This is a genomic window from Sphaerisporangium sp. NPDC049002 (assembly GCF_040649355.1).
Lineage (GTDB): Bacteria > Actinomycetota > Actinomycetes > Streptosporangiales > Streptosporangiaceae > Sphaerisporangium.
Genome location: NZ_JBEZFH010000010.1, coordinates 1 through 23,948 on the forward strand (window position 1 = coordinate 1; position 23,948 = coordinate 23,948).

Genomic DNA, 23,948 nt, shown 5'->3' on the forward strand with positions numbered 1-23,948 from the left:
ATCATGACCGGGAACCTACATGGGATGGAGGTCGGTAGATGGCAGCGCGTACCCGGCAGGAAGAGCAGTTCATTCACTTGGTCCGGCTGGCGTGGCTGGCTGGTGCCGGAACTCCTTCGCGACTACCGCGCCGTCACACCGGGAATCCGGTTCGAGCTCCACCAGGGCTTGGCGCGCGAACTGTACGCCTGGCTGCGCCACGGGGACATCGACGCCGCGCTGGTCACCCCGCCCCGCGACGGCGGCGACCCGCTCTGGCACGGGCTGCGGGACCAGCAGCTCTGCATCGCCCTGGCCGCCGACCACCCGCTCGCCGGCGTGTCGGGGCTCGCGCTCAGGGACGTACGCGACGAGCCGTTCATCGCCTTCGCCCAGACCACGGACCTGCGCCGGGTGATCGACAGGCTGTGCCAGGACGCCGGGTTCGCGCCCGTGATCGCGTTCGAGAGCGAGGAGATCGCCACGGTGCGGGGGCTCGTCAGCGCCGGGCTCGGCGTGGGGGTCCTGCCGCGCCCCGCGGTGCTCGAACACGACGACCCCGTGTACCGCCCGCTCGTACCGGAGCGGCGGCGGCCGATCGGCCTCGCCTGGCACCCGAGTCCGGCCCCCACGGCCGCGACCGCGGGGTTCGTCGAGCACCTGCGCCGGGGCGGCGCCGGCGACCGGGAAACCCAGACCGCGAGGGGACGCGGGCGACCGGCCTGACCCCGGGGCCCGTACCGGGTCAGGAGCGCAGGGGGACGGTCCTCGTGCCCGCGTAGGTCGAGTGGGAGGTGACGGCCGACGGGGTGCGCAGACCGGGGTTGGCGAGGAACAGATTCCTCAGCAGGGAGAACGGGCCGCCGTCGCTCTCGGCGTCCGCGACCGTGTCCAGCAGCCTCAGCTCGGAGTCCTGGAGGTCCTTGTGGAACCGCTCGGCGAGGTCCCAGCCGTCCCATGGCAGCACCTCCACCTTGTTCAGGGCCGCCAGGTCGCGCACGACGCTGCTCTGGACGAAGTCCATGCCCGACAGGTTGAGGAACGGCATCCCGAACTTCTCCGGGTCGGAGCGGCCCGCCCGGCAGGCCCGCCAGGCGTCGCCCGCCACGAGGAACCCGTCCCTCGGCACGTCCATCGGGTCGAACGAGATCTTGAACTCCTCCATCAGCTCCGGGGCCGGAAGCTGGGCGTCGGCCAGGGTCCATCCGCGCTCGGGGCTCCAGTACTCGGCGACCCAGTGGTCCTTGTAAGACCCGGCGAAGAAGTACGAGGCGAAGCCGCAGCGGATCCGGGCGGGCGTGCCCGTGCTCCTCAGCAGCGAGCACAGCAGGAGCGCGAAGTCGCGGCAGGTTCCGGCGAACCGCTTCTCGGGCGGGCGGGCGACCGTCAGGGGCTGGCCGTCCCGCTCGCTGATGATGCTGAGGATGGCGGAGACGTAGCGCGTCTCGGCCTCGTTCTTACGGTGGTCCGGCAGCGTGAAGCCGAAGTAGGTGGTCTCCTCCCGGTGGATCAGGAGGTTTCGGACCATCAGGGCGAGCTCGGACGGGTCGCTCGGAACGCCTTCCAGCCTGCCGAGATCCCCGGGGTCGCTGAAGACGCTGTGGGCGAGATAGAAGGCCTGCTCTTCGGCTTCAAGAGTGTGACGTGCGTCGGTCATTGTCGCCTTCCCTCGCTGTAGACCGGAACCGCGCGGCCTTAGCTTGACGGGCGCTAATGGCAAATGTCCACAATATCGTTTGTAAATTCGGCGGTACCAGAACATGGACCGGCCGCGTCCCCTTCACATCACCCGCCCCACCGGCCCAGCGGAGCGACCTCCGGAGCGTGGTCAGCGCCGGTTCGGAGGGAGCGGGACGGGAGAATCGGCCCGATGCGTGGGGCCGTGCGGATCCGCGCAGTGCGCGTCGGCCTGGCCGATGGCGAGGAGCTCGGGCGTCGCGTGGTCGACCTGCAAGGTGGTGTGCCCGATGCCGTACTCGTCGCGGACCAGGCGCTCGGCGGCCACCCGTACGGCGTGGCAGTGGGCGCCCGGTGTCACCAGGATGTGCGCGGACAGCGCCGCGTAGCCCGAGGTGACCTCCCAGATGTGCAGGTCGTGTACCTCCACGACGTGCTCAAGCGCGGCCGTCTTCCTGCCGATCTCGGCGGGGTTCATCCCGGCGGGCGCGGCCTCCATGAAGACCCTGGCCGAGTCGCGCACGAGGCCCCACCCGGCCCTGAGCATCAGCGCGGCGACCACCAGCGCGGCGATCGCGTCGGCCCGGCCCCAGCCGGTGAGCCAGATCACCAGTCCTGCGACCGTCGTGGCCACGAAGGCGTACAGGTCGTTGAGTATGTGCTGGAAGGCGCCCTCGACGTTGAGGCTGGACCGGTTGGCCCTGCTGAGCATCCAGGTGGCGGCGATGTTGACCGCGATCCCGGTCAGGCCGGTGAAGACGACGTACGCTCCCTCGACCACGGGGGGCGTGATGAGGCGTCCGATGCCCTCGTACACGAAGTAGGCGCTCAGCAGGAGCAGCGTGATGCCGTTGATCTGCGCGGAGATGATCTCAGCGCGTTTGAGCCCGTAGGTGAAGCCGCCCTGCGGCGGACGCTGGGCGATGCGCATCGCGACCAGCGCGAAGACGATGGCGATGGCGTCGGTCAGCATGTGGCCCGCATCCGAGATCAGCGCCAGCGACTGCGCGATGAAGCCGATGACCACCTCGACGGCCATGAAGCCCACGATGAGCGTGAGCGCCCCGGTCAGGTAGCGCCGGTCGGCCTCGGCGCTGACCCCGTGCCCGTGCCCGTGGCCATGGCCGTGTCCCCGCTCGGCGCCGGATGTGTCACCCATCGCCCAGTTCCCCTTCCGTGTGTCTGGCATGGGTGATGGCGAGGTCGAACAGCATGCGCACGTGGGAGTCGGCGAGCTGGTAGTAGGCCATCCGCCCGGACCGGCGCACCTTGACCACCCGGCGCATCCGGAGCAGTCTCAGCGCGTGGGAGGCCCCCGACATGCTCTGGCCGGTCGCGGCGGCGAGGTCGCACACGCACATCTCGCCGCCCTCCAGCAGGGCTGCCATCATCCGCAGCCGGCCGGGATCCGCGAGCAGGCCGAACACCTGGGCGAGGTCCTGCACCGTCTCCTCGCCAGGGAGCGCCCGGCGTACCGACGACACCCGCTCCGCGTCCACCACCGGTACCGAGCACGCGTCGGGCTCCATCGCTACAACGCTTGAACGATCCTTCATATATCGAAGTGTAGGAAACGGGGGCTCCACCTGTCGACTCCGGGAGTGGTGCCGTGGGAGGAGCGCTGTGCCGTACCGGAGCCGGGCCGGTACGGCACAGCCTGGGGGGATCCAGGATCAGACGGTCGTGGCCTGACGGAGGGTCACAGGGGCGTGAAGGCCCCGGTCTCCGGCTGGTAGTTGGAGACCACGCCGGTGTGCACTTCGTAGAACCAGCCGTGCAGGCGCAGCCGCCCGCCGGCGATGCGCCGGGCCACCCGGGGGTAGCGGCGCAGCTTGTCGAGCTGGGCGATGAGATGGGCGCGCCCGGGCTCCTCGTCCCCTGTCACCCGCGCCTCCCGCCAGCGGTGGGTCTGGAGCAGCCACCACCGCGTGGTCGGGGCCGAGCGGAGCGTCCAGGAGCGGATCCGGCCCTGTACGGCGCCGCAGTGGGTGTGGCCGCACACGATCAGGTCCTCCACGCCGAGGATGTTGACCGCGTACTCGATGGTGGCGGCCTCGGCGGTGAGGCGGCCGAGGCGGTAGGGCGGGATGACGTTCCCCGCCGTGCGCAACTCGAACAGCTCGCCGGGCCGGGCTCCGGTGATCAGCGACGGGATGACCTGCGCGTCGGAGCAGGTGATGAACATCGCCTGGGGCGAGACGCCTTCTCTGAGGGTGGCCGCCTGTTCTCGGCCCCCGCTGACCTTCTGGTGGAACGTCCGGGCATGGTCGATCAACGACTGCATGGGAGTGGACTCCTTCGTGCTGATGACGGGCATGGAAGACCGGCCGGACGCGCGCGAGCGCGCCCGGTCCCCGCGTTCGCGCGCGGAGAGCCCGTCGATCAGCAGCGGAAGATCGGCAGTCGCGGCCCCGACGCCCGCGTCCATCGCAGGGCGGAGACGCCCGCGCCGTAGGGCCTCGCCGGGCGGGCCGATCTCCCGAGCGCTCTCGCGGGGCGCCCGTGACGTGACGGCGGCTGGGGAGGCTTGGCCCATCCGGCGGAGCAGGGATGCCCCCCCGGCTTCGGGCAGCCGTCGTGGTCGATGTCCTCGGGAGCCTGCGGAGGGGCGGGGTCCGGCGGTGACGCGGCCGTGGGAACGACCGGACCCGCCTGGGCGACCGGAAGGCCGCCGAAGTGACCGCCGTGCGGAGCGATGCCGTGGACGAGCAGGATGACGGCCGCCACGGCCACGAAGGTGCGAAGAGCCGCCCGCACCTCAGATCGTCGCTCCGTCAACGCATCGCTCCACTACTTATAGCATGCAGTTGACTACTGATAGTAGTCGAAGGCTCGTGTTCCGTACATCGGCTGTTTGGCAAAGGCGCTGGTCACGGTGGGGGGCAGGGCCGAAAACCCCTTATTGCACGGGATTTCGTGAGCACGGGCTCCTCGATCACGACACGGCACCTGCGGGCCATCCGGCGTTGTGCCGCCGGTCACGAGGCATCCCTAACGTGACGGCCATGAAGAGAACCATGATCGGCCTGAGCGCCGCCGTACTGGCGCTGAGCCTTTCCGCTCCGGCCTTCGCCGCGGACCACGGGCACGACGGCCACGGCGGCCGCCCGGGTCACGGCGACGGCAAGTTCGGCCGCGCGACGCTGACCGGCTTCGCGTCCCTCCCCGCCGAGACCTACGTTCCCGGCAGCGAGCCGTCGGGCTCCGCGCTCGGCACGACCCCGGTCAACGGGATCGCCGCGCCGTTCCCCGGCCAGCCCGTTCAGGGCTTCAGCGGCGTGCTCCGCCGTGACGACGGCAGCTTCGACGTGCTGTCCGACAACGGGTACGGCAACAAGGCCAACAGCGGCGACTTCCTCCTGCGGATCCAGCGGATCAAGCCCGACTTCCGGTCCGGCGCCGTCAAGGTCATCGGGGGTGTCAACCTGAGCGACCCCGACCGCCGCGTCCCCTTCCCGCTGACCCGAGCGGACCGCACGCTCACGGGTTCCGACTTCGACGTCGAGTCGATCGTCAGGGACGCGGACGGCACCTACTGGATCGGCGACGAGTTCGGCCCGTTCCTGCTGCACTTCTCGGCCAAGGGCAAGATGCTCGAAGCCCCGATCACCCTGCCGGGCGTGCAGGCTCCCGAGAACCCCTACCTCAACGGCGCCCAGCCCAACCTCGGCGGCAGCAAGGGCTTCGAGGGCATGGCGCGCTCGGTCGACGGCCGCAAGCTCTACCCGATGCTCGAAGGCACCGTGGCCGGCGACCCTGCGGGCTCGCTCCGGATCAACGAGTTCGACCTGCGCAAGCGTTCCTACACCGGCCGCAAGTGGATCTACCAGCTTGAGGCGCCGAGCAACGCCATCGGCGACATGATCACGGTGGACGAGAACCGTTTCCTGGTCATCGAGCGGGACGGCGCGCAGGGCGACGCCGCGGCGCTGAAGAAGATCTACCTGATCGACGTCCGCGACCGCGACCGTGACGGCAAGGTCGACAAGACCCAGGTGGTCGACCTCCTCGACCTGGCCAACCCCAAGGGCCTCGGCGGTTTCGGGACGACCTTCCGCTTCCCGTTCGTGACCATCGAGGACGTCGTCATCCTCGACGACTCGACGCTCGGCGTGCTGAACGACAACAACTTCCCCGGCTCGTCCGGCCGCACGCCCGGCAAGGCCGACAACAACGAGTTCATCACCGTACGGTTGTCGCGCCCGCTGGGCGCCGACCCCCGCGCCACCCGCTGCTGACGGCGCCCTTCCCCGCCGGCTCGGTCAGCCGGCGGGGGAGGTGGCGGTGACGCGGGTCCACTCGATGCGGGCCTCGGCCGCGTTGCCGTGCGAGGTGCCCGTCACCCAGTGCGTCACCTGCGGGTTCTCGCGGCTGCTCTGCACCGCCCAGGTGGCGCCGGTGTCGGCGCCGTCGCGGTGGAGCCTGGCCGTCCCCGCGCTGTCGACCGTGACCTTCCAGGTCGACGGCGCCGGGGAGGTGGCCGAGGAGTAGACCTTCTCCCACACGGAGGAGCCCTTCCTGATCGTCCAGACCCCGCTCTTCTGTACCGCCAGCATCAGCCGCACGTAGCCGTTGGCGACCTTGGTCCCGAGGCTGACGCCCTCGCCGGTGACGGGGTCCAGGGCGCTGTCGTCGTCCACCCGGCCCCGGAACTCAAGCGTGAAGTCGCAGCCCCTGGTGACGTCGAGCCCGATGGACGCCTTCGACGCCTTCTGGCCGGCGCTGCGCAACCGCAGGGCGCCGTCCTTCACCTCGGCCGTACCTCCGGAGGGGTCGAGGGTCCAGTCGCCGAACGTGTCCCACGTGCTGCTCGCGACGTTGTCGGCCACCTCGACGAAGTCGACCAGGGCCCCGGCGGGGGCGGCGGCGGTCCCCGAGCACCACACCGACACCTGCGGGGCCTCGCCGGAGGCGGAGACGGCCCAGCGGGCCGCCGTCTCGGCGCCGTCGCGGTACAGGGCGGCGTTCCCCCGCGCGTCGACGGCCACCTGCCACAGGTGCGGGGCCGCGGTGTCGCCGGCCGCCGCGTACACGCGGCTCCACCCCGGCGTGCCCTGGACGAACGCGTACACGCCGTCGGGCTGGAGGGACAGCATCAGCCTCCTGACGCCGGTGGCGACCTTCAGCGCGAGGCCGGCCCCGGCCCCGGTCGCGGGGTCCAGCCGGGAGTACGCGGTGACCTGGGCCTTGATCGCCGCCACGAACCCGCTGGACGGGCCGTACCGCTGGGTGATCCCGGAGAACCCCGCCCCGCCGGCCGAGGCGTCGGCCAGGCGCAGGCGGCCGGACCCGTCGAGCTCGACAGTCCCCCCGCCGCCCCCGCCGCTCGTCACCGTCCAGCCGGCGAGGTCGTTCCAGCCGGGGCCGACTCCGGTGAACGCCCCGGAGACGTCGAGCCTCGCCACCTTGATGTTGGTCTGGTTGTGCTCCCAGACGACGAAGAACCGGCCGGGCTCGTACTCGTCCGCGCTCGCGTACACGTCCCAGCCCCGGGCCGCGCCCCTGGTCAGCCGCGCGCCGTCGGCGAAGAGCCGCCCCGGGCCCCACGGGGTGTGCGGCCGCTTGACCTTGTAGCAGAGGACCTCGCGGTACTGATCGGGCTTGTCGGCCCCCGCGCCCGTGAACGGCCCGGCGAGCGTGGTGTAGATGGTGAGGTACTGGTCGTTCGCGTCCTTGGCGAAGAACCCTTTGACGTAATAATTCGGGATATTGGGGTCGAGGGTCATCGGGGACCACGTGAGCCCGCCATCCGTGCTGGTCGCGGTCGCGGCGTACGAGGTGTGGGTGCGGTAGAAGGCGTCCCTGGCTGCGGCGGACGTGCCGCCCGTGAGGTTCAGCGTGCGCGCCACCATCAGCAGCGTGCCAGGGTCGTCATGGGAGACGGCGAGCTGCGGCTCCTCGACGCCGACGCCGGGAGGGTTCGCGGCGAGCGCGCCCGAGGTCCAGGTCGTCAGGTCGGACGAGCGGAGCACGCCCGCCCGCGTGGCGCCCCCGGACTCCCGCCAGTAGGGGACCAGCCAGGTTCCCTCGTGCCTGATCGGCTTGCCCGCCACCACCACGCCCCTGCCGTTGGCCGGGACGTCCACGGTGACGGGGAAGCCGGTCCAGGTACGGCCCCCGTCGGTGCTCTTCTTCGCCACCATGGCCACCGGGAAGCCGTCCACCTCGCCCCGCGCGTCCCGGTCGGCGGCCGTGGTGATCCGGCCGAGGAGCGCGTACAGGGTGCCGCCGTCGTTCAGGAAGATCACGTAGTGGTAGCGGTGGGTGGAGGTCGCCGCCGCGAGCGTGCCGGTCGTCCAGGTGAGGCCCCCGTCGGCGGACCGGGCGTACAGGATGGAGCCCTGGTCGGTCGGGGACGGGTCCCGCGCGTCGCGCGCCCCCGCCCGCCAGGCGGCCACGACGCGCCGGGCGTCGAGCGCGACGACGTCGGGGACGCGGTTCCCCTCGTGGGCCAGCTCACCGTGGGAGTCGGTCTCGACCGTCCGGTAGACGGTGACGGGGGCGCTGACCGCCTGGCCGACGACGTCGGCGTCCGGCCAGGCGGGGGCGCGGTTCCGGTCCGGGGGGACGGTCGGGCTCATGGATCACAGCGAACATGACCCGGCTCGCGCGGCGCAGGAAGTCCACCGCGCTTTCACCGGGTGTTCACCGGCGCCCGCCGCCCCCTCACCGGGTTTCTTCTATGGGCTCGTGCAGGTGAGCGCCGGAGTCCCGGCGGTCCCCGACGCCACGTACCCGAAGGTGGTGGTGCCGTTACCCGCGATGGTGCGGTTGTAGTCGGCGTTCTTGACCGTGATGGCCGATCCGCTGACGGTGTACGTGCCGTTCCACAGGCTGTTGATCGTCGTACCGCTGGGCAGGGTCCACTTGACCGTCCAGCCGTTGAGCGAGGCGCTGCCGTTGTTCTTGACCGTGACCTCGGCCTGGTAGCCGCCGGACCAGGTGCTGGTGGTCTTGAAGGTGGCCGAGCACGCGCCGGTGCCGCCGGTCGGGGTGGGGGTGGGCGTCGGCGTCGGAGTGACGGTGGGCGTGGGGGTGGGCGTGACGGTCGGGGTCACCGTGGGGGTGGGGGTGGGCGTCGGGGAGGGCCCGCCGCCGCCGGGGCCGACGCCGGTGACCTGCCCGTTACCGCCGTCGAAGACCACGTCCGAGCAGCCGTAGAAGGTCTCCTGGCTGTCCGAGCGCTGCCACACCGAGTAGATGATGTGACGCCCGCTCTTGCCGGACGGAAGCGTCGCGTTCCAGTAGTAGTAGGAGTCCGCGTTCCCCGGCGATCCCACGCTCGGCGGGTCGGGGGCGGTGTAGAACGGCGTGCTCTCCAGGTCGCTCCACGCCAGCGGGCGGGTGGGGCTCCAGCTGTCCTTGGTGATGTAGGTGCGGAAGGACCCCGGGTGCGCGGCCCACTTGTTGTAGCGGAACTGGATGTTGGCACCCGAGGTCAGGTGGGTCACCGGCCAGTCGTTGCGGGCGAGGTCGAAGCCGTTGAAGTCGTACACGACCGCGCCGCCGCTGCACAGCTTGCCGTCGGGGATGAAGCCGCTCATACGGCCTCCGCCGTCGGAGCGCAGCACGGCGAACCAGTTGTACAGGGAGTTGGTACCACTCTGCGCGACCGCCGCCGCGCAGGCCGGGTTGTTGGGCACGATGGCGCCGTTGGAGGTCAGCCCGTCCTTCCAGCAAAGGTACGTCCGGCTGCCGGGCATCATCATCGCCCCGTGCGCCGACGCCGTGCCCGGGAACAACACCACCACGAGCAGGGTCGTGACGATCGCGGCGGCGCCGGCGAGCGTGATCTTTCGTCGCTTTCTCATGGAACACCTTTCGAGGGTTACGACGCAGGCCCCCGGCGCACACCTTCGACGTCCATGGCGGCAGCACGTCCGGCACGCTTGAGCACGTCACGGACATCAAGCACGTCAAGGAGTCACCGAGGACCTGGTGAAGTAACCGGTCGTCGCCGTGGGGCGAACAAGCCGTCGACTGCGGACCAGCATGCGAAAGCGCTCACGCGTAACGAACTGTAGGCCGCCGCAGCTGGGGTGGGAATCGGCCCGCGGCACGGCCGGCCGTACCCTCGGGGGGACGGCGGTCCCGTCGCAGCTAGGACCCGTGATCCGCGCCGGGGCGTGCCGTACGCCGGATGAAACGGCGTGAAATTTTCGCGAATCCCGGAGATCGGTCAGGATGATGGGGTGGACGTACGCCCCATCTCGCCCTCGGCGCTGGCCGAGGAACTCGCCGATCGCATAGCCGACGCTCCCGAGGACGCCTGGGTGAGGGTCGCGCTCGACGGAGCCCCCGCGGCACGGCCGGGAGAGCTGGCCGGGGCGCTGGTCGCGCCGCTGCGCCTGCGTGGTCGCGAGGTCCTCCGCGTCTCGGCCGCCGACTTCCTGCGCCCGGCGTCGCTCCGCTTCGAGTACGGCCGCACGGACCCCGACGCGTTCTACGACGACTGGCTCGACCACGGCGGCCTGTCGCGTGAGGTCCTGAACCCGCTCGAACCCGGCGGTTCGGGCAAGGTGCTCCCGACGCTGTGGGATACCAAGATCGACCGGGCCACACGGGCGTCCTACGTGACCATGCCGCGGGGCGGCGTCCTGGTCGTGGACGGGGCGCTGCTGCTCGGCCGCTGGCTGCCGTTCGACGTGACCGTTCACCTGTGGCTCTCGCCCGGCGCGCTGGCCCGGCGGACCGCCGAGGACCAGCGGTGGACCCTGCCCGCCTACGCGAGGTACGAGGAGGAGGCCGCTCCTCTGGACACCGCCGACGTGGTGGTCCGCGTCGACGACCCCCGGCACCCCGCGATCGTCACCCGGCCTCGTTAGCCGCCCTCGCCGGCCGCCCTCGCCGGCCGCCCTTGTCGGCGGTCCTTGCCGGCCGGCCTGGTGGCGGAACGGTCAGGGTTGCCGCGGTCCTCTACAGGGCAGGGGGCCTATTAGGGGCTTGACCAGGTACGACTTGCTCTTCCGACGAAACGTGGGGTCGTCGAGATGTGCGGAATCTGTGGGTGGGTGGACTTCGAGGGCGATCTTCAGGAGTCACGGGACACCCTGCGCGACATGACGGAGACCATGGCCTGCCGTGGGCCGGACGACGAGGGGATGTGGCTCTCTCCACATGGGGCGCTGGGCCACCGGCGGCTCGCGATCATCGACATCGAGGGCGGGCGCCAGCCGATGGTCGCCGAGGAGGACGGCGAGGTCCTGGCCGTCCTCACCTACAGCGGCGAGGTCTACAACTTCCAGGAACTGCGCGCCGAACTGGCCGCGCGCGGTCACCGGTTCCGCACCCGCAGCGACACCGAGGTCGTCCTGCGCGCCTACCTCGAATGGGGAGCCGATCTCGGCAGCCGCCTCAACGGCATGTACGCCTTCGGGATCTGGGACGCCCGCGAGGACCGGTTGGTGCTCGTCCGCGACCGGCTCGGGATCAAGCCGCTCTACTACTACCCGACCCGGGCGGGCGTGCTGTTCGGCTCCGAGCCCAAGGCGATCCTCGCCAACCCGCTGTCCCAGCCGCCCAGGGTGGACGCCGATGGGCTCAGAGAGCTGCTCTCGTTCGTCAAGACTCCGGAATGCGCGATCTACCAGGGAATGTACGAAGTGCGCCCAGGCGGGGTCGTCACGGTCAGCCGGCAGGGGGTGGCCAAGGACCGCTACTGGCGGCTGGAGGCCCGCGAGCACACCGACGACGTGCGGACCACCGTCCACACCATTCGCGGGCTGCTGGACGACATCATCGAACGGCAGCTGATCTCCGATGTGCCGTTGTGCACGCTGCTGTCCGGTGGCCTGGACTCCAGTGCCGTCACCGCGCTCGCCGCGAAGGGCCTCCGGGCCCACGGCAAGGGCAAGCTCCGCTCGTTCTCCGTCGACTTCGTCGGCTACACCGAGAACTTCAGCCCCGACGAGATGCGCGACACCCCGGACACGCCGTACGTCCACGACCTCGTCCGGCACCTGGAGGATCTCGGCGTCGAGCACACCGACATCGTCCTCGACTCCGCCGAGCTCATGGACCCGAAGATACGGGCCGCCGTGCTGCGGGCACGCGATCTGCCCGTGGGCATCGGCGACATGGACACCTCGCTCTACCTGCTGTTCAGGGCGATCAGGGCCTACTCGACGGTCGCGCTGTCGGGGGAGTCGGCCGACGAGGTCTTCGGCGGCTACCGCTGGTTCCACGACCCGGAGGCGGTCAACGCGGGCACGTTCCCCTGGCTGGCGGCCCACGGGGGCGCGCGGTTCACCGCCCTGGAGGACGTCCTCGACCCCGGTCTGCTGGCCAAGCTGGACATCCCCGGCTACCGCGCCCAGCGTTACCGCCAGGCGCTCGACGAGGTGCCGCGCCTGCCGGGGGAGAGCGGGTCGCAGGAGCGCATGCGGGAGATCAGCTACCTGCACCTGTCCCGGTTCGTGCAGATCCTGCTCGACCGCAAGGACAGGATGAGCATGGCCGTCGGCCTGGAGGTGCGGGTGCCGTTCTGTGACCACCGGCTGGTGGAGTACGTCTTCAACACGCCCTGGTCGATGAAGACCTTCGACGGGCACGAGAAGAGCCTGCTGCGTGCCGCCGTGACCGACGTGCTGCCGCGTTCGGTCCTGGAGCGCCGCAAGAGCCCCTACCCCTCGACGCAGGACCCCGCGTACGAGAAGGCCCTGCGGGAGGAGGCGGCCCGCCTGCTCGCCGGCGGGCGGCTCGCCGCGGAGCCGATGATCGACGTCAACAGGGTGCGGGCCATGCTGGAGCAGCCGCAGGGCACGGTCAGCCGCCACGATGTGCGGGCCGCCCTTGAGGGCCTTCTGCAGTTCAACGCCTGGCTGGAACAGTACAAGGTGCGAATCAACGTGTGACCGCACCCGCCCGGACACCCGTGTCTCCGGCGCGCGTCCGCGCCCGCCGAGATGAGCGACCCGCGTCCTGACGAGTCAGGCATGGGCACCGTGCCCGGCACATGCACCGCCACCGCCGGGTCGAGCGGCGCGCGGGCCCGTGTTGCGGCCGGCACTGCGGCCGGGGTCAGCTCACGCGTTCGAGGCCGTCGGCGATGCCCTGCCTTAGCATGTCGCCGTAGGGGCCTCTGGGGAGGTCACCTGCGTGGTCGGCCGCGAGGCGGAAGTAGCGCGCGGCCTCGGTGGGGTCGCCCATGAGCTCGTGCGAGGCGCCCATGTTGAGGTACAGCGAGGGGTAGAACTCCAGAACGCGCTCATCTGCCGTGGCGTTCGCGTGGTGCAGCGAGACGGCGTTCCACAGGAGGGTCTCCTCCGGGGAATCCTGCTGCCGGGCGACGTAGTGCGCGGCCACGCAGGCGTCGAAGTCGTCGCCCCGCTCGGACCACGCCTGGTCGAACAACCGGCGGGCGTCCTCCGGCTTGCCCTCGGACTCGGCCCGCATGCCGCCGGCGCACAGCCGGACGACCGCATTGTCGAGATCGAGTTCCACGGCTACCTCCCCTTGTCGTTCGTCCCCAGCAGCCTAAGCCGTGGCACCGACATTTCCAGGGACTAGCTGGGGCGGAGTTCGGGGATCCCGAGGGCGGCGCGGGCTCGCGGCGTTCCAGTGCCGGGGGTACGCGCGGCCGGGCCGATCATCCGAAGACCTGGGCCACACGGTGCTCGTAGGCGCGCTGCCAGAAAAGCCGGTAGAGCAGCCGCAGGATGAAGGGCCCGGTCCTGAAGATGTGCTCGCCGCCCTCGGGGCCCGCGGCGTCGATGGTCCAGGCGATGATCATCGGAAGGTCCCGGCCGTGGCCCCTGCTGGACGCCTTGCTCGTCTTCTCCCACCAGGCCGCGCTGACGTGCTCGGTGATCAGCGGCACGACCTCCGCCTCCTCCAGATCGAGGTGAGTCCTCAGCATCTCGTGGAACCTGCGCAGATCTTCGGCCTGTTCCCCGGCGGGCCTGCCGGCGACCGCCAGCCGCTCGACCACCGCGTCCAATTCCTGGTGGTCGGCCGCCAGCCGGTCGAGGACCGGGCCCGCCTCGGGGACGAGCCCGCGAATCAGCGGCCACAGGTGGGTGTCCTCGCAGGTGTGATGGTGGTGCAGGCCACGCAGCATCAGCGCGGTGTGCTCGTCGATCAGGGCGCGCCTGAGCACGTCACCGGGAGGGCACCTGTCGAGGGCGTCGGCCAGGCGCAGGAAGTCGCGGCGCAGGCCGGCGTGGAACGCCAGTGCCGTGACGAGGTCGGGGGCGGGCTCACCCGCACAGCGCCGGGGGGCGTTGGTCGCGGTTGTCATACTCCACACCCTGCGCGCCACTACTTCACGCCGACTTAACGCGAACTTGGAAGCCACTACCACCGAGGCTTCAAGGGCCTTGTCGCCCTTGCCGGGGCCCCGCGCCGGAGGGGCCGGAGAGATCGCGCGGTCAGGGAGAGGAGGCGCCGGATGCGCAGCCGGGGCACACGCCGAAGATCTCCACGGTGTGGTCGACGTCGACGAAGCCCGCCTCGGCCGCGACGCGGGCGGCCCAGCGTTCGACGGCCTTGCCCTCGACCTCGACGCTGCGCCCGCATGAGCGGCAGGTCACGTGGTGGTGGTGACCGCCGGTCGCGCAGCGGCGGTAGAGCGTCTCGCCGCTCTCGTCGCGGATGGCGTCGACGACCTCGTCCTCACTGAGGACCTGCAGGTGACGGTAGACGGTGGTCAGGCCGACGCGCTCACCCCGGCGGCGCAGCTCGGCGTGGATCTCCTGGGCGCTGTGGAACCCCGACAGCTTGCCGAGGACCGACACCAGCGCCTCGGCCTGCCGGGTGCCCCTGACCCGGGTGCCCCGTGTGGGCGGCCTGTCGAGATGTGGCGCCGGTTGGGTCGATTGCGACGTCATGCTGAGCCCTCCCACCCGTCGGCGAGTGCCTTCCGCGTACGGCTTCCGTCGCTGTGAACACTACCAACCGGGCCGCTCTTCCCAGCGCTCCACAGCGCGCTCTCCCTGGGCGCCGCGACGGCCCGGCGCCCGCTCACCGTACGTCGTGTGGGGCTCGGGCCGTAGGTCGTGTGGGGTTCGGGCGGCCGACGTGAGGCCGTCCCGCCGTGGACTACTCGCCGGGGGGGACACCGTGGCATGCTGGCCTGCCGAGCCCGACGGAGGAGCCGATGAGCGTGTCCTGGCGTCACTTGCCCAAGCCCGCGCGGGTCGTCGCCGAGACGGCCGCCGACGCCGTGGCGGCGGCGCGGTCGCGTGACGCGGAGACGTTCCAGCGGGAGGCGGCGCGGCTCGGCGCGCTCGACTCCGAGCACGCGGGCCTCGTGCTGGGCGCCGTGGTGAGAATGTCGCTGGAGGAACTGCACCCCGACGGGCTGACCGCTGACGACGTCCAGGAGATGGTCGCGCGCTGCGCGCGGTCGGCGGCCGGCTGGTTCCCGGGCCTCGACCCCCATGTGCTGGTGCTGCTGGTCGCCGGGGCCCTCGGGGTGCACCAGGCCGACACGGAGGACTTCAGGCTCGACGCGATGGAAGTCGCCCGGCACGCGCCGCTGCTCGTCGCCGACCTGCTAGCGCTCTCAGGCCGTTCGCTGGACGCCTGCCTGGAGGCCGCCTTCGCCGACATCCAGCGGACACAGGCGTCGGAGATGCCTTGACGTGCTCCCGTGCCGTGTGGGCCGCCCCGTAGGCCGCGGGGAACGCCCACCGGCCGTGGGGCCGCGGGGAACGCCCGCGCGGCCTGTGGGGCCGCGGGGAACGCTCGCTCAGTACAGGCGGGCGGCGGAACCCGTGAGCGCCCGCCTGGTCAGGTGCCCCGAGGTCACCCGTACGCCGGTGGCGCGCTCGGCGAGGGCCATGGCGGCGAACACGGGATCGTCCTCGCCTTCGCCGGGTTCGCAGGGTTCCCCATCGTCGCTGGGGTCGCGGGGCTCGTCATCGGGATCTTCGCCCGCGTGTTCCCCAATGGGCAAGCCCAGTTCACGCATGTGCGCCAGGAGCAGGCCGGGGCTCGCGCCCCAGCGCGCGCCGGAGCCGTCCGGGTCGAAGCCGGTGATCAGGCGGCCGTCGGCGGCGTACAGGAACCGCCGTTCCAGGCCGAGGCCGCCGGAGACGGCCGCCATCACCGTGCCCGCCGAGAGCCGTCGTGTCACCTCGGCCAGCGTCCCGGCGAAGCCGTTCCGTTCGAGGAGCACGGTGCCGCCGAAGGCTTCGTACGCGGTGATGGGCCGGTCGGCGGAGAGCCCGCCGGGGCCGTCCGTCCGCCCGGGGCCGTCAGTCCTCCGGGGGGTCGCGCCGATGCGCTCGGGCGTGACGCTGATGTGCTCGGGGGTGAGATCGATCGGCTCGGGGGTGACGCCGATGCGGCGGAACGCCTCTTCGGGCGAGACGTCACGCACGAAGGTGACGCAGAAGCCGGAGTCGCATAAGTAGTCGTCATCGGACTCGCCCAACCAGGCGTAGTCCGCCGCGGTCGCACCGCTCATCGCCGAATCCTTTCGCCATGGCTCTAAGGCATCATGATCCTTTCAAGGACGACCGACAGAATCGGCGGCGTCATAGGACTTTCCGGCAAGACCGCGCCACGGTTGCACGGGCCACTTCGGCGGTCCGGGAGAATGGAGGCGTCAGGCTTTCCTAGGAAGGATGTGCCCATCGTGGCTATGAGCGCCGAGGCCGACTGGGTCTCACGGTTCGCGGACGAGGTCATTGCCGAGGCGGAGCGCCGCGCTCCCGGCAAACCCATCGTCTGCGCCTCGGGCCTCAGCCCCTCTGGCCCCATCCACCTCGGCAACCTCCGCGAGGTCATGACGCCCCACCTGGTCGCCGACGAGATCCGGCGCCGGGGCCACGAGGTCGTCCACATCATCTCCTGGGACGACTACGACCGGTTCCGCAAGGTCCCCGTGGGCATCGACTCGTCCTGGTCGGAGCACATCGGCAAGCCGCTGACCTCGGTGCCCGCGCCGCCCGGCAGCGCCTACCCCAACTGGGCCGAGCACTTCAAGGCGCCGATGATCGCGGCGCTGGCCGAGATGGGCGTGGAGTTCCACGGCATCGACCAGACCGCGCAGTACACCTCCGGCGCCTACCGCGAGCAGATCCTTTTCGCCATGCGCGAGCGCGAGCGCATCGACGCGATCCTCGACCGCTACCGCACCAAGGACAAGCCGGCCGCGCCCAAGAAGCCGCAGCAGAAGCTCGACGAGGCCGACGCCGCCGCGGCCGAGGCGGCGGCCGAGGGCTCCGGCGCCGCCGAGGAGGACGACGGCACGGCGGCGGCGGGCTACTTCCCGTACAAGCCCTACTGCTCGGTCTGCGAGCGCGACCTGACCACGGTCACCGCGTACGACGATGAGACGACCGAGCTGTCCTACACCTGCGCCTGCGGGCACGCCGAGACCGTGCTGCTGTCGGAGCACAACCGGGGCAAGCTCGTGTGGAAGGTCGACTGGCCGATGCGCTGGGCGTACGAGGGCGTCGTCTTCGAGCCCTCCGGGGTCGACCACAGCTCGCCGGGGTCGTCGTTCGTGGTCGGCGGGCAGATCGTCAAGGAGATCTTCGGCGGCGAGCAGCCGATCGGGCCGATGTACGCCTTCGTCGGCATCAGCGGCATGGCCAAGATGAGCAGCTCCAAGGGCGGCGTCCCCACCCCGGCCGACGCCTTGGAGATCATGGAGGCCCCGCTGCTGCGCTGGCTGTACGCGCGGCGCAAGCCGAACCAGTCGTTCAAGATCGCCTTCGACCAGGAGATCCAGCGGCTGTACGACGAGTGGGACGCCCTGGAGCGCAAGATCAGTGACGGCTCCGCGCTGCCCGCCGACGTGGCCGCGTACAGCCGTGCCACCGGCACCGCCGCCGGACCGCTGCCGGTCACGCCGAGGCCGCTGCCCTACCGCACGCTCGCCTCGATCGTCGACATCACCACCGGCCACAGCGAGCAGACCCTTCGTATCCTGCGCGACCTCGACCCCGAGCACCCGATCACGTCCCTCGACGAGACCCGGCCCCGGCTCGACCGCGCGGAGCGGTGGATCACCACCCAGGTCCCGGCCGAGCAGCGCACCCGCGTGCGCGACGAGCCCGACGCCCCGTTGCTCGCGTCCCTCGGCGACACCGAGCGCGAGTCGCTGCGGCTGCTGCTCGACGGGCTCGACGAGCACTGGTCACTCGACGGGCTCACGACGCTCGTGTACGGCGTGCCGAAGGTCCAGGCGGGCCTGGCCCCCGACACCAAGCCCACCCCGGAGCTCAAGGTCGCCCAGCGCGAGTTCTTCGCCCTGCTCTACAGACTTCTGGTCGGCCGCGACACCGGCCCGCGCCTCCCGACGCTCCTGCTCGCGGTCGGCGCCGACCGCGTACGCAAGCTCCTGGGCGGCTGACTCGGCCCGTACGAGAGATCTGTGTTCTTGCTCTGAACGCGAGAGAGCCCTCGCCGTAGCGAGGGCTCCCCGGGTCTGACGTCTGCCAGGTTGACGGTCGGCAGTGGGCTCAGGCGTCGAATTCGCCGGTCCTGACGCCGCTCACGAACGCCGACCATTCGCCAGGGGTGAAGATCAGTGCTGGTCCGGCCGGGTCCTTGCTGTCCCTGACTCCGATGACGCCGGGCAGATTCGATGCGACCTCGACACAGTTGTTGCCGCTGCCGCTGAAGCTGCTCTTGCGCCACTCGGCGTTGGACAGATCAGTCATGAGAAGAGTTCCTTGGTGTCAGTGATGAGCCCTATGGACTCGTCCGGGGGCAGAGCGGCATCACAGATGCGTTCAAAAGCCACTTTATAGCGGTCTACCTGCTCCGAACTCTCGACATACACCTCACCGGCCGTACCTTCAACGTAGGCCACATCAGGATCGACCTCTTCAGCGAACGACAGGACGGTGAAGGCTCCTTCGAGCCCGGCGTGTGCTCCCGCGCTGTAAGGGAGGATGCGGATCGTCACGTTGGGTCGGCGCGCAGAGATCAGAAGGGCTTCCAACTGGTCATGCATCAGCTCGGGACCGCCGATCGGACGGCGAACAACACCTTCGTCAAGCACTGCGTACAGCTCTGGCGCGTTGGGTCGGCTCAGCAGCATGCGCCTTGCCATGCGGGCCATGACTCGTCTGTGGACGTCTTCGGCGTCGTGTGGGTCCGGTAGCCCAGCGCTGATCACCGTTCGCGCGTACTCGTCGGTTTGCAGCAGGCCGGGAACGAGCTGCACCTCCCATTGGCGGATGAGGGATGCTTCGTCTTCGAGTCCGACGTAGGAACCCGTGAAGACGTCGGCATACGCCGTCCACCATCCTCGCTGACGAACTTCCTTCGCGAGTTGCATCAAAACGGCGCGTACCGAGGCGCCGGCGCCGTACAGGTCGCAGATCTGGGCTACGTCGTTAGGGCTGGCGCGGGTGCGACCGGTTTCGACACGGCTTACCTTGCTGCGGCTCCATCCGAGTTGGGCGGCGGCACCCTCAGGGCTCAGCCCGGCGGTCTCTCGCATCTTGCGAAGTTCACGGGCCAGACGCCGGAGTCGGACGGTGGGGCTATGTGCCATGGACATGCGCACAGTCTGCCGGACCGGGCACTCTTCCACATACGAATGGCACAGATCGAATCGATTCTGCACAGTGCATTGACAGCATGAATTGGGCACGCCCATCATGACCGGGAACCTACATGGGATGGAGGTCGGTAGATGGCAGCGCGTACCCGGCAGGAAGAGCAGTTCATTCACTTGGTCCGGCTGGCGTGGGATCTGCATAAACGGGGTCTGAGCGCGGCGGTTGACCTTACGAGTCGTGAGGAGCCGATCCTGCTGGTTTCTCGGACGTCGGGGCCGTTGAAGGTCATGGCGATGTCGCGTAAGGGCACGTGGTTCTTCACGTGGGGTCGGGGCGAGGGGCAGAGGGTACGCGCGCTGTCGGGTGACGCGGCTGACCGTATCTGGGACCTGGCCCAATGAGGACCGTGGGGCTCCTTGGGGCGATCGATCTCCCGGGCACGGTCACGGCGGCCTCGGTCGCACGCGCGTGTATGCGCGAACTGCTGACCGCGGCCGGCCACCAGGGCGTGGACGAAGTCGAACTGCTGGTCAGCGAACTGGTCACGAACGCCGTGCGGCACACCGACAGCGGGCGTACGGCCTGCGGAGTGGTGAGGCTCGTGGCGAGGGACACCGGTCACGCCGTACGTGTCGAAGTGATCGACCAGGGCTCGACCGGCGCCATTCCGCAGATCCCCGCACAGGTCGACCCGCTCAGCGAGAGCGGCCGTGGGCTGTGGCTCGTACGCGAGCTGTCGTCGGCCTGGGGCTGGGAACAGGACACGACAGGCCGGACCATCTGGTTCGAGGTGACGGGATGATCGGGTCCTCGGCCTACGTCGGGGAACGGGCGTCAGATCTGTCAGAACATTCGCCGTTCGGCCGATCAAAGCAAGGCCAATGGTCATTACCACCGAGACTCCCGCCGGGAGGAAGCCGCGATGAGCTCCTTCACCCGGTCCGACCGGCATCCGGCCAACTCCTCGACCCTGATGAGCGGGATTGGGACAACGACGGTCTTTAAAACGGTCCGGGACTGGCTGGTGCCGGTCAAGCTGTGGGTTCTCGGCGCCGTGAGACGATGAGGCCGCCTGCCATGATCAAAGCGTAGGCCAGCAGCGGCCACCCCCACGGGCGGCGGGGCGACCACGAGTCGAGAAGGATGGCGGCGCCGCAGATGAACGTCGCGGCGGTGAGCAGCCATCCGGCGACGAGCCCTGGCCGGCGGCGGCCACGCGTCAACAGGACGGCCAAGACGATCATCATTGCGATCCCGGGCCAGCCAAGGGCGATGAAGTCCACGACCCCGCTGGAGGTGTCGGCCGGGCCACCGCGCAGCGCGTTGAAGACCATGTCGCCCACCAGCCAGTCGACGATCGACACAGGTAAGGCCAGGAGGACCATAAGAAGGCGCCCGTAGATCTGATCACCCAGAAGGTTGCCGACCGTGGCCCAGGTCACGGTCACGACCGCCGCCCCATAGGCGATGACCGTTATGGCCCGTGCAATTCGCGCCGACATGCCGAAGTTTCTGCTCATCGCGTAATTCCTCATTTCCTCTTCGCCGCAACCGCAGGGGTGGATTGTGGCGGACCTGGTGGGCGCGAGACAGCGCGCCCACCAGGAAACCGTACTAATGAAGCCAGGGTCGTTTACAGGAAACCATCGCCCTTGGCTCTGACGGCGTTGTAGAACAGGTCAGCCTGACGGTTGCAGCGCTCCTTGCGTGACATGCCTAACACCGTCCCGGTCAGCTTCCCGCAGATGCGGGTCTTGAGGATGGTCTGGAAGACCGCGTCTACAGGCGGGCGCCAGGTTTGAGCGAGGGGCGAAAAGGGGAAAGTGAAAAGTTTTTGACTCTTTATCATTAGCAACCGGCCATCGTGGAAACCACGCACATCGCGCCGTTTGGCTACGTCAGGTATGGGCGGGCACGGTGCTGAACGCGGACGTGAACGGCGGGGGCACCACCTCCTAATGGAGGCTAATGGAGGCCGAGGGGCCCGGGATCGGTTCGGAATTCCGAGAAGATGGGCAGCGACGATGCCCAAGTGCACGCCGCAGAGTCGTGAAACAGCGATGCATATGCATGGGCAGCGAGATCTGTGTCAATGAGTCACCGCTGGCCGATCCGCTCACTCCTTAGGGGGACTGAATCCCGCCACGGTCAGGTCGAGTAGCCGGCCTGCCTCGGCGGCGGGGTCAGGGTGCTGTTCGGTGGCCAGGGCGATGCCGGTGATCAGGGTGAGAAGGTCGGCGATGGTCACGCCCGGTGTCAGCGCGCCATCGCTTGCGGCGCGGCGCACCAGTGGGGCGCCCGCCTCGGTGAGCTGCGCCGAGCAGCAGTTGTCGTGCGTCACGTCCGGCTCGCTCGCCCGGTCGCGGGCCATAGCGATGGCCAGCCCCCGGATGGTCGCGGCGTCCGCGGTGACGGCGCTCAGCCACTCCAGCAGCGCGGCCCGGGTGTCGGCCCTGCCGGTCAGGTCGCGGGCGTGGGCGCACAGGGTCTCGACCCGTTCACGGAAGACCGCCTGCAGCAGCGCGTGGCGGCTGGGAAAGTGCCGGCGCACGGTGGCGGATCCGACTCCCGCGGTGCGGGCGATCTGCTCCAGGGACGCGTCGGCGCCGTGCGCGGCGATCGCCTCCTCGGCCACGGCGAGCAGGTGTGCGTAGTTGCGCCGGGCGTCCGCACGCTGGACGGGCATGGCGATCACCTCACAGTTGCTAAATGGCGGGGCCCGCCGTATCTTACCGAAGCATAAACGGCGGGGTCCGCCGTTTAACGGATGCGCACCAGAGGAGACGCCTCATGTCCACCGATCCCGCACCTGTCCTGGTCACCGGCGCCACAGGACGGCAGGGTGGTGCCACCGCCCGCGCCCTGCTCGCGAACGGCGTCCCCGTCCGGGCGCTGGTACGCGACCCCGCGACCGACCGGGCGAGGGCGGTCGAAGCGCTCGGGGCCGAACTGGTCACCGGCGACCTCCACGACCGCGACTCCGTGGTCAGGGCCGCGCAAGGAGCCCGAGCCGTCTTCTCGGTGCAGATGCCCGCGATGAAGGGAAGCGCTTTCGACTTCGAGGGCGAGCTGACCCAGGCCGTCAACCTGGTCGAAGGCGCGCTGGCCGCGGGCGTGCCGCAGTTCGTGCACACGTCCGTCACCGGCGCGGGGCACCACACCGAGGCCCCAGGCTGGGCCGAGGGCCGCTGGGCCTCGATGGAGCCCGTCTTCGCCGCCAAGGCCGGCGCCCAGGACCGTGTGCGTGAGGCGGGCTTCACGCACTGGTCGATCATCAAGCCGGGCTTCTTCATGGAGAACTTCCTCCCGTCCGTGGCCTACCTGTTGCCCCGCGGCGTCGAGGGCGGCCTGGTGACCGTGCTGAAGCCCGGCACCCGGCTCTCCCTCGTCGCGGTCCACGACATCGGCACGACGGCCGCCGCGGCCATCGCCGCACCAGAGCGTTTCCACGGGGTCGAGCTGGAACTGGCCGGCGACTACCTGACGCTGACGGACATCGCCGAGGTCCTCTCCCGCGCCTTCGGCACCGAGCTGCCCGCGCCCGACATGACCATGGAGGAGGCGGTCGCCGCGGGAATGCCAGGGCCGGGCGTCACATCCCACGAATTCATCAACGTGGCCGGTCAGCGCGCCCGCCCGGAGTACGCGCGGGCCTTCGGCATCCCGCTCACGACCTTCGAGGAATGGGCGCGCGAACACCTGCGGGCCACTGCCTGACCCTTGAGCGCGTCGCGCTTCTCGCGTCGTCTGTCCGAAATTGGGGTGGGAGATTAGAAAAGCGATGGAGATCGCTTACCATCCTGAATGTACGGGTAAGCGGTCGAGGAGCGGCGTTGAACGAGTTCGAGACACCGGCAGGCGTGGATCCGTACACGCCGAGCGTCGCGCGGATCTACGACTACTACCTCGGAGGCAAGGACAACTTCGCCTCAGACCGCGAGGCGGCCGAGAAGATCATCGAGATCCTCCCGAACGTGCGCGACGTCGCCCGGGAGAACCGCGAGTTCCTGGTCCGCACGGTGACCTACCTCAGTGAGCAGGGCGTACGGCAGTTCCTCGACGTCGGGGCGGGGCTGCCGACCCAGCGCAACGTCCACCAGGTCGCCCAGGAGCTCGCGCCGGAGTCCCGGGTCGTCTACGTGGACAACGACCCCATCGTGCTCACCCACGCCCGCGCGCTCCTCGCCGAGAACGACCGGGTGGCGGTCGTCGGGGCCGACATGCGCGGCGCGCAGGAGCTTCTCGACCATCCGGACGTCCGCGCCCATCTCGACTTCTCCCAGCCCGTGGCGATCCTCCTGCTGGGCGTCCTGCACTTCATCCCGGACGACGACGAGGCCATGAAGATCGTCACGACCTTCCGATCGGCGCTCGGGCCCGGAGGCCATCTGGTCGTCTCCCACGGTTCGATCGGCGACCTGAGCGAGGACAAGGGCGCCGAGGGGCACAAGGTCTTCAGCCGTACCTCGGCCCCCGGGGTCACCTCGCGGTCCCCCGGGCAGGTGCGGGCGTTCTTCGAGGGGCTCGATCTGGTGGACCCCGGAGTGGTCCCCCTGCACGACTGGCGGCCCGAGATGGGCTTCGCGATCGTCAAGGAGGGTGAGGCGGGCGCCGTCGGCGGCGTCGGCAGGATCCTCTGACCCGACCCCCGTCAAGCAGCGAAACAGGGCCCCGGCTGGACGCCGGGGCCCTGTTTCGTACCCGGCCATCGGCTAGCCGGACGGTGTTATCGCAGGTGAGCGGCTTAGGTAAAGAATAACTTCATGCTAGGGTGTACGGAGGAAAAAAATTGACCACCCTGCCCTGGCGCCCGTATGGTCCTGGCAA

At 70.0% G+C, this 23,948-nt stretch carries 26 protein-coding genes; 10 read left to right on the forward strand and 16 right to left on the reverse strand.

Annotated elements, in window-relative coordinates; translation table 11 throughout:
• Positions 1-705 (forward strand): LysR substrate-binding domain-containing protein (locus tag AB0B89_RS04020; RefSeq protein WP_358547760.1); only part of this gene is annotated, 705 nt, incomplete at its 5' end.
• 19 nt (positions 706-724) lie between these two features.
• On the opposite strand, the gene AB0B89_RS04025 is transcribed toward AB0B89_RS04020, so the two are convergent.
• The 5 genes from AB0B89_RS04025 to AB0B89_RS04045 all read right to left on the reverse strand — a co-directional run bounded on the left by AB0B89_RS04025 (position 725) and on the right by AB0B89_RS04045 (position 4,434).
• Positions 725-1,636: a transglutaminase-like domain-containing protein gene (locus tag AB0B89_RS04025; protein WP_358547763.1), complete on the reverse strand. Its 912-nt coding sequence runs from the start codon at positions 1,634-1,636 to the stop codon at positions 725-727.
• A gap of 171 nt (positions 1,637-1,807) precedes the next feature.
• Positions 1,808-2,815, reverse strand: coding sequence for a cation diffusion facilitator family transporter (locus tag AB0B89_RS04030; protein WP_358547765.1), 1,008 nt, complete (start codon positions 2,813-2,815; stop codon positions 1,808-1,810).
• Complete coding sequence (locus AB0B89_RS04035; RefSeq protein ID WP_358547767.1) at positions 2,808-3,212, reverse strand: metalloregulator ArsR/SmtB family transcription factor; 405 nt, start codon at positions 3,210-3,212, stop codon at positions 2,808-2,810. Before AB0B89_RS04035 ends, AB0B89_RS04030 begins: the two co-directional genes overlap by 8 nt.
• Before the next feature lie 143 nt (positions 3,213-3,355).
• Entirely contained in the window at positions 3,356-3,940 is a 585-nt protein-coding gene (locus AB0B89_RS04040; protein WP_358547770.1) for a carbonic anhydrase, read from the reverse strand.
• Between the two features lie 98 nt (positions 3,941-4,038).
• Positions 4,039-4,434 (reverse strand): hypothetical protein, encoded by a 396-nt coding sequence (locus tag AB0B89_RS04045; protein WP_358547773.1) that lies wholly within the window; start codon positions 4,432-4,434, stop codon positions 4,039-4,041.
• 227 nt (positions 4,435-4,661) lie between these two features.
• Between AB0B89_RS04045 and AB0B89_RS04050 the strand changes: the two genes are divergently transcribed.
• Positions 4,662-5,894, forward strand: coding sequence for an esterase-like activity of phytase family protein (locus AB0B89_RS04050; RefSeq protein WP_358547776.1), 1,233 nt, complete (start codon positions 4,662-4,664; stop codon positions 5,892-5,894).
• 24 nt (positions 5,895-5,918) lie between these two features.
• On the opposite strand, the gene AB0B89_RS04055 is transcribed toward AB0B89_RS04050, so the two are convergent.
• Both AB0B89_RS04055 and AB0B89_RS04060 read right to left on the reverse strand, forming a co-directional pair.
• The gene (locus AB0B89_RS04055; RefSeq protein ID WP_358547779.1) at positions 5,919-8,237 is read right to left on the reverse strand and encodes a sialidase family protein; all 2,319 of its coding nucleotides are present in this window, start codon (positions 8,235-8,237) and stop codon (positions 5,919-5,921) included.
• A 99-nt stretch (positions 8,238-8,336) separates the two neighbouring features.
• Positions 8,337-9,467, reverse strand: a complete 1,131-nt coding sequence (locus AB0B89_RS04060; RefSeq protein WP_358547781.1) for a lytic polysaccharide monooxygenase — start codon at positions 9,465-9,467, stop codon at positions 8,337-8,339.
• A gap of 381 nt (positions 9,468-9,848) precedes the next feature.
• On the opposite strand from AB0B89_RS04060, the gene AB0B89_RS04065 reads away from it, so the two are divergent.
• Both AB0B89_RS04065 and asnB read left to right on the forward strand, forming a co-directional pair.
• Positions 9,849-10,481 carry a uridine kinase gene (locus AB0B89_RS04065; protein WP_358547784.1) on the forward strand — a complete coding sequence of 211 codons (633 nt, stop codon included), beginning with the start codon at positions 9,849-9,851 and terminating at the stop codon, positions 10,479-10,481.
• Positions 10,482-10,646: 165 nt separating this feature from the next.
• Positions 10,647-12,509: an asparagine synthase (glutamine-hydrolyzing) gene (gene asnB / locus AB0B89_RS04070; RefSeq protein WP_358547787.1), complete on the forward strand. Its 1,863-nt coding sequence runs from the start codon at positions 10,647-10,649 to the stop codon at positions 12,507-12,509.
• Positions 12,510-12,675: 166 nt separating this feature from the next.
• Here asnB and AB0B89_RS04075 read toward each other — a convergent pair whose 3' ends face one another.
• The 3 genes from AB0B89_RS04075 to AB0B89_RS04085 form a co-directional block, all read right to left on the reverse strand.
• Positions 12,676-13,098 carry a hypothetical protein gene (locus AB0B89_RS04075; RefSeq protein WP_358547790.1) on the reverse strand — a complete coding sequence of 141 codons (423 nt, stop codon included), beginning with the start codon at positions 13,096-13,098 and terminating at the stop codon, positions 12,676-12,678.
• A gap of 145 nt (positions 13,099-13,243) precedes the next feature.
• Positions 13,244-13,894: a hemerythrin domain-containing protein gene (locus tag AB0B89_RS04080; protein ID WP_358547793.1), complete on the reverse strand. Its 651-nt coding sequence runs from the start codon at positions 13,892-13,894 to the stop codon at positions 13,244-13,246.
• Between the two features lie 130 nt (positions 13,895-14,024).
• Positions 14,025-14,483 carry a Fur family transcriptional regulator gene (locus AB0B89_RS04085; protein WP_358547796.1) on the reverse strand — a complete coding sequence of 153 codons (459 nt, stop codon included), beginning with the start codon at positions 14,481-14,483 and terminating at the stop codon, positions 14,025-14,027.
• A gap of 275 nt (positions 14,484-14,758) precedes the next feature.
• Here AB0B89_RS04085 and AB0B89_RS04090 point away from each other — a divergent pair, with 275 nt between their 5' ends.
• The gene (locus AB0B89_RS04090; RefSeq protein ID WP_358547798.1) at positions 14,759-15,238 is read left to right on the forward strand and encodes a hypothetical protein; all 480 of its coding nucleotides are present in this window, start codon (positions 14,759-14,761) and stop codon (positions 15,236-15,238) included.
• Positions 15,239-15,346: 108 nt separating this feature from the next.
• Here AB0B89_RS04090 and AB0B89_RS04095 read toward each other — a convergent pair whose 3' ends face one another.
• On the reverse strand, positions 15,347-16,066 hold the full coding sequence (locus AB0B89_RS04095) for a DUF6461 domain-containing protein (RefSeq protein WP_358547800.1): 720 nt from the start codon (positions 16,064-16,066) through the stop codon (positions 15,347-15,349).
• 177 nt (positions 16,067-16,243) lie between these two features.
• Here AB0B89_RS04095 and lysS point away from each other — a divergent pair, with 177 nt between their 5' ends.
• Entirely contained in the window at positions 16,244-17,962 is a 1,719-nt protein-coding gene (lysS, locus tag AB0B89_RS04100; protein WP_358547937.1) for a lysine--tRNA ligase, read from the forward strand.
• 109 nt (positions 17,963-18,071) lie between these two features.
• Here lysS and AB0B89_RS04105 read toward each other — a convergent pair whose 3' ends face one another.
• Both AB0B89_RS04105 and AB0B89_RS04110 read right to left on the reverse strand, forming a co-directional pair.
• Positions 18,072-18,272, reverse strand: coding sequence for a DUF397 domain-containing protein (locus AB0B89_RS04105; RefSeq protein ID WP_358547802.1), 201 nt, complete (start codon positions 18,270-18,272; stop codon positions 18,072-18,074).
• Positions 18,269-19,120 carry a helix-turn-helix transcriptional regulator gene (locus AB0B89_RS04110; protein WP_358547940.1) on the reverse strand — a complete coding sequence of 284 codons (852 nt, stop codon included), beginning with the start codon at positions 19,118-19,120 and terminating at the stop codon, positions 18,269-18,271. Before AB0B89_RS04110 ends, AB0B89_RS04105 begins: the two co-directional genes overlap by 4 nt.
• A gap of 135 nt (positions 19,121-19,255) precedes the next feature.
• Here AB0B89_RS04110 and AB0B89_RS04115 point away from each other — a divergent pair, with 135 nt between their 5' ends.
• Both AB0B89_RS04115 and AB0B89_RS04120 read left to right on the forward strand, forming a co-directional pair.
• Positions 19,256-19,522, forward strand: a complete 267-nt coding sequence (locus AB0B89_RS04115) for a hypothetical protein (RefSeq protein ID WP_358547804.1) — start codon at positions 19,256-19,258, stop codon at positions 19,520-19,522.
• A gap of 5 nt (positions 19,523-19,527) precedes the next feature.
• Positions 19,528-19,923, forward strand: coding sequence for an ATP-binding protein (locus AB0B89_RS04120; protein WP_358547806.1), 396 nt, complete (start codon positions 19,528-19,530; stop codon positions 19,921-19,923).
• A 229-nt stretch (positions 19,924-20,152) separates the two neighbouring features.
• Here the strand turns inward: AB0B89_RS04120 and AB0B89_RS04125 are convergent, their stop codons facing one another.
• The 3 genes from AB0B89_RS04125 to AB0B89_RS04135 all read right to left on the reverse strand — a co-directional run bounded on the left by AB0B89_RS04125 (position 20,153) and on the right by AB0B89_RS04135 (position 21,807).
• Positions 20,153-20,641 (reverse strand): hypothetical protein, encoded by a 489-nt coding sequence (locus tag AB0B89_RS04125; protein ID WP_358547809.1) that lies wholly within the window; start codon positions 20,639-20,641, stop codon positions 20,153-20,155.
• Between the two features lie 113 nt (positions 20,642-20,754).
• Entirely contained in the window at positions 20,755-21,000 is a 246-nt protein-coding gene (locus tag AB0B89_RS04130) for a hypothetical protein (protein ID WP_358547811.1), read from the reverse strand.
• Positions 21,001-21,237: 237 nt separating this feature from the next.
• Complete coding sequence (locus AB0B89_RS04135; protein WP_358547815.1) at positions 21,238-21,807, reverse strand: TetR/AcrR family transcriptional regulator; 570 nt, start codon at positions 21,805-21,807, stop codon at positions 21,238-21,240.
• 104 nt (positions 21,808-21,911) lie between these two features.
• Here AB0B89_RS04135 and AB0B89_RS04140 point away from each other — a divergent pair, with 104 nt between their 5' ends.
• Together AB0B89_RS04140 and AB0B89_RS04145 are read left to right on the forward strand one after the other, a co-directional pair.
• The gene (locus AB0B89_RS04140) at positions 21,912-22,838 is read left to right on the forward strand and encodes an NmrA family NAD(P)-binding protein (protein WP_358547817.1); all 927 of its coding nucleotides are present in this window, start codon (positions 21,912-21,914) and stop codon (positions 22,836-22,838) included.
• Between the two features lie 116 nt (positions 22,839-22,954).
• Positions 22,955-23,761: an SAM-dependent methyltransferase gene (locus AB0B89_RS04145; RefSeq protein ID WP_358547820.1), complete on the forward strand. Its 807-nt coding sequence runs from the start codon at positions 22,955-22,957 to the stop codon at positions 23,759-23,761.
• Positions 23,762-23,948: the final 187 nt, after the last annotated feature.

Coding starts and splice junctions, on each gene's coding strand:
- AB0B89_RS04025 (WP_358547763.1), bottom strand. CDS start 1,636: ATGACCGACGCACGTCACACTCTTGAAGCCGAAGAGCAGGCCTTCTAT.
- AB0B89_RS04030 (WP_358547765.1), bottom strand. CDS start 2,815: ATGGGTGACACATCCGGCGCCGAGCGGGGACACGGCCATGGCCACGGG.
- AB0B89_RS04035 (WP_358547767.1), bottom strand. CDS start 3,212: ATGAAGGATCGTTCAAGCGTTGTAGCGATGGAGCCCGACGCGTGCTCG.
- AB0B89_RS04040 (WP_358547770.1), bottom strand. CDS start 3,940: ATGCAGTCGTTGATCGACCATGCCCGGACGTTCCACCAGAAGGTCAGC.
- AB0B89_RS04050 (WP_358547776.1), top strand. CDS start 4,662: ATGAAGAGAACCATGATCGGCCTGAGCGCCGCCGTACTGGCGCTGAGC.
- AB0B89_RS04055 (WP_358547779.1), bottom strand. CDS start 8,237: ATGAGCCCGACCGTCCCCCCGGACCGGAACCGCGCCCCCGCCTGGCCG.
- AB0B89_RS04060 (WP_358547781.1), bottom strand. CDS start 9,467: ATGAGAAAGCGACGAAAGATCACGCTCGCCGGCGCCGCCGCGATCGTC.
- asnB (WP_358547787.1), top strand. CDS start 10,647: ATGTGCGGAATCTGTGGGTGGGTGGACTTCGAGGGCGATCTTCAGGAG.
- AB0B89_RS04080 (WP_358547793.1), bottom strand. CDS start 13,894: ATGACAACCGCGACCAACGCCCCCCGGCGCTGTGCGGGTGAGCCCGCC.
- AB0B89_RS04085 (WP_358547796.1), bottom strand. CDS start 14,483: ATGACGTCGCAATCGACCCAACCGGCGCCACATCTCGACAGGCCGCCC.
- AB0B89_RS04095 (WP_358547800.1), bottom strand. CDS start 16,066: ATGAGCGGTGCGACCGCGGCGGACTACGCCTGGTTGGGCGAGTCCGAT.
- lysS (WP_358547937.1), top strand. CDS start 16,244: ATGAGCGCCGAGGCCGACTGGGTCTCACGGTTCGCGGACGAGGTCATT.
- AB0B89_RS04105 (WP_358547802.1), bottom strand. CDS start 18,272: ATGACTGATCTGTCCAACGCCGAGTGGCGCAAGAGCAGCTTCAGCGGC.
- AB0B89_RS04110 (WP_358547940.1), bottom strand. CDS start 19,120: ATGTCCATGGCACATAGCCCCACCGTCCGACTCCGGCGTCTGGCCCGT.
- AB0B89_RS04115 (WP_358547804.1), top strand. CDS start 19,256: ATGGCAGCGCGTACCCGGCAGGAAGAGCAGTTCATTCACTTGGTCCGG.
- AB0B89_RS04125 (WP_358547809.1), bottom strand. CDS start 20,641: ATGAGCAGAAACTTCGGCATGTCGGCGCGAATTGCACGGGCCATAACG.
- AB0B89_RS04135 (WP_358547815.1), bottom strand. CDS start 21,807: ATGCCCGTCCAGCGTGCGGACGCCCGGCGCAACTACGCACACCTGCTC.
- AB0B89_RS04140 (WP_358547817.1), top strand. CDS start 21,912: ATGTCCACCGATCCCGCACCTGTCCTGGTCACCGGCGCCACAGGACGG.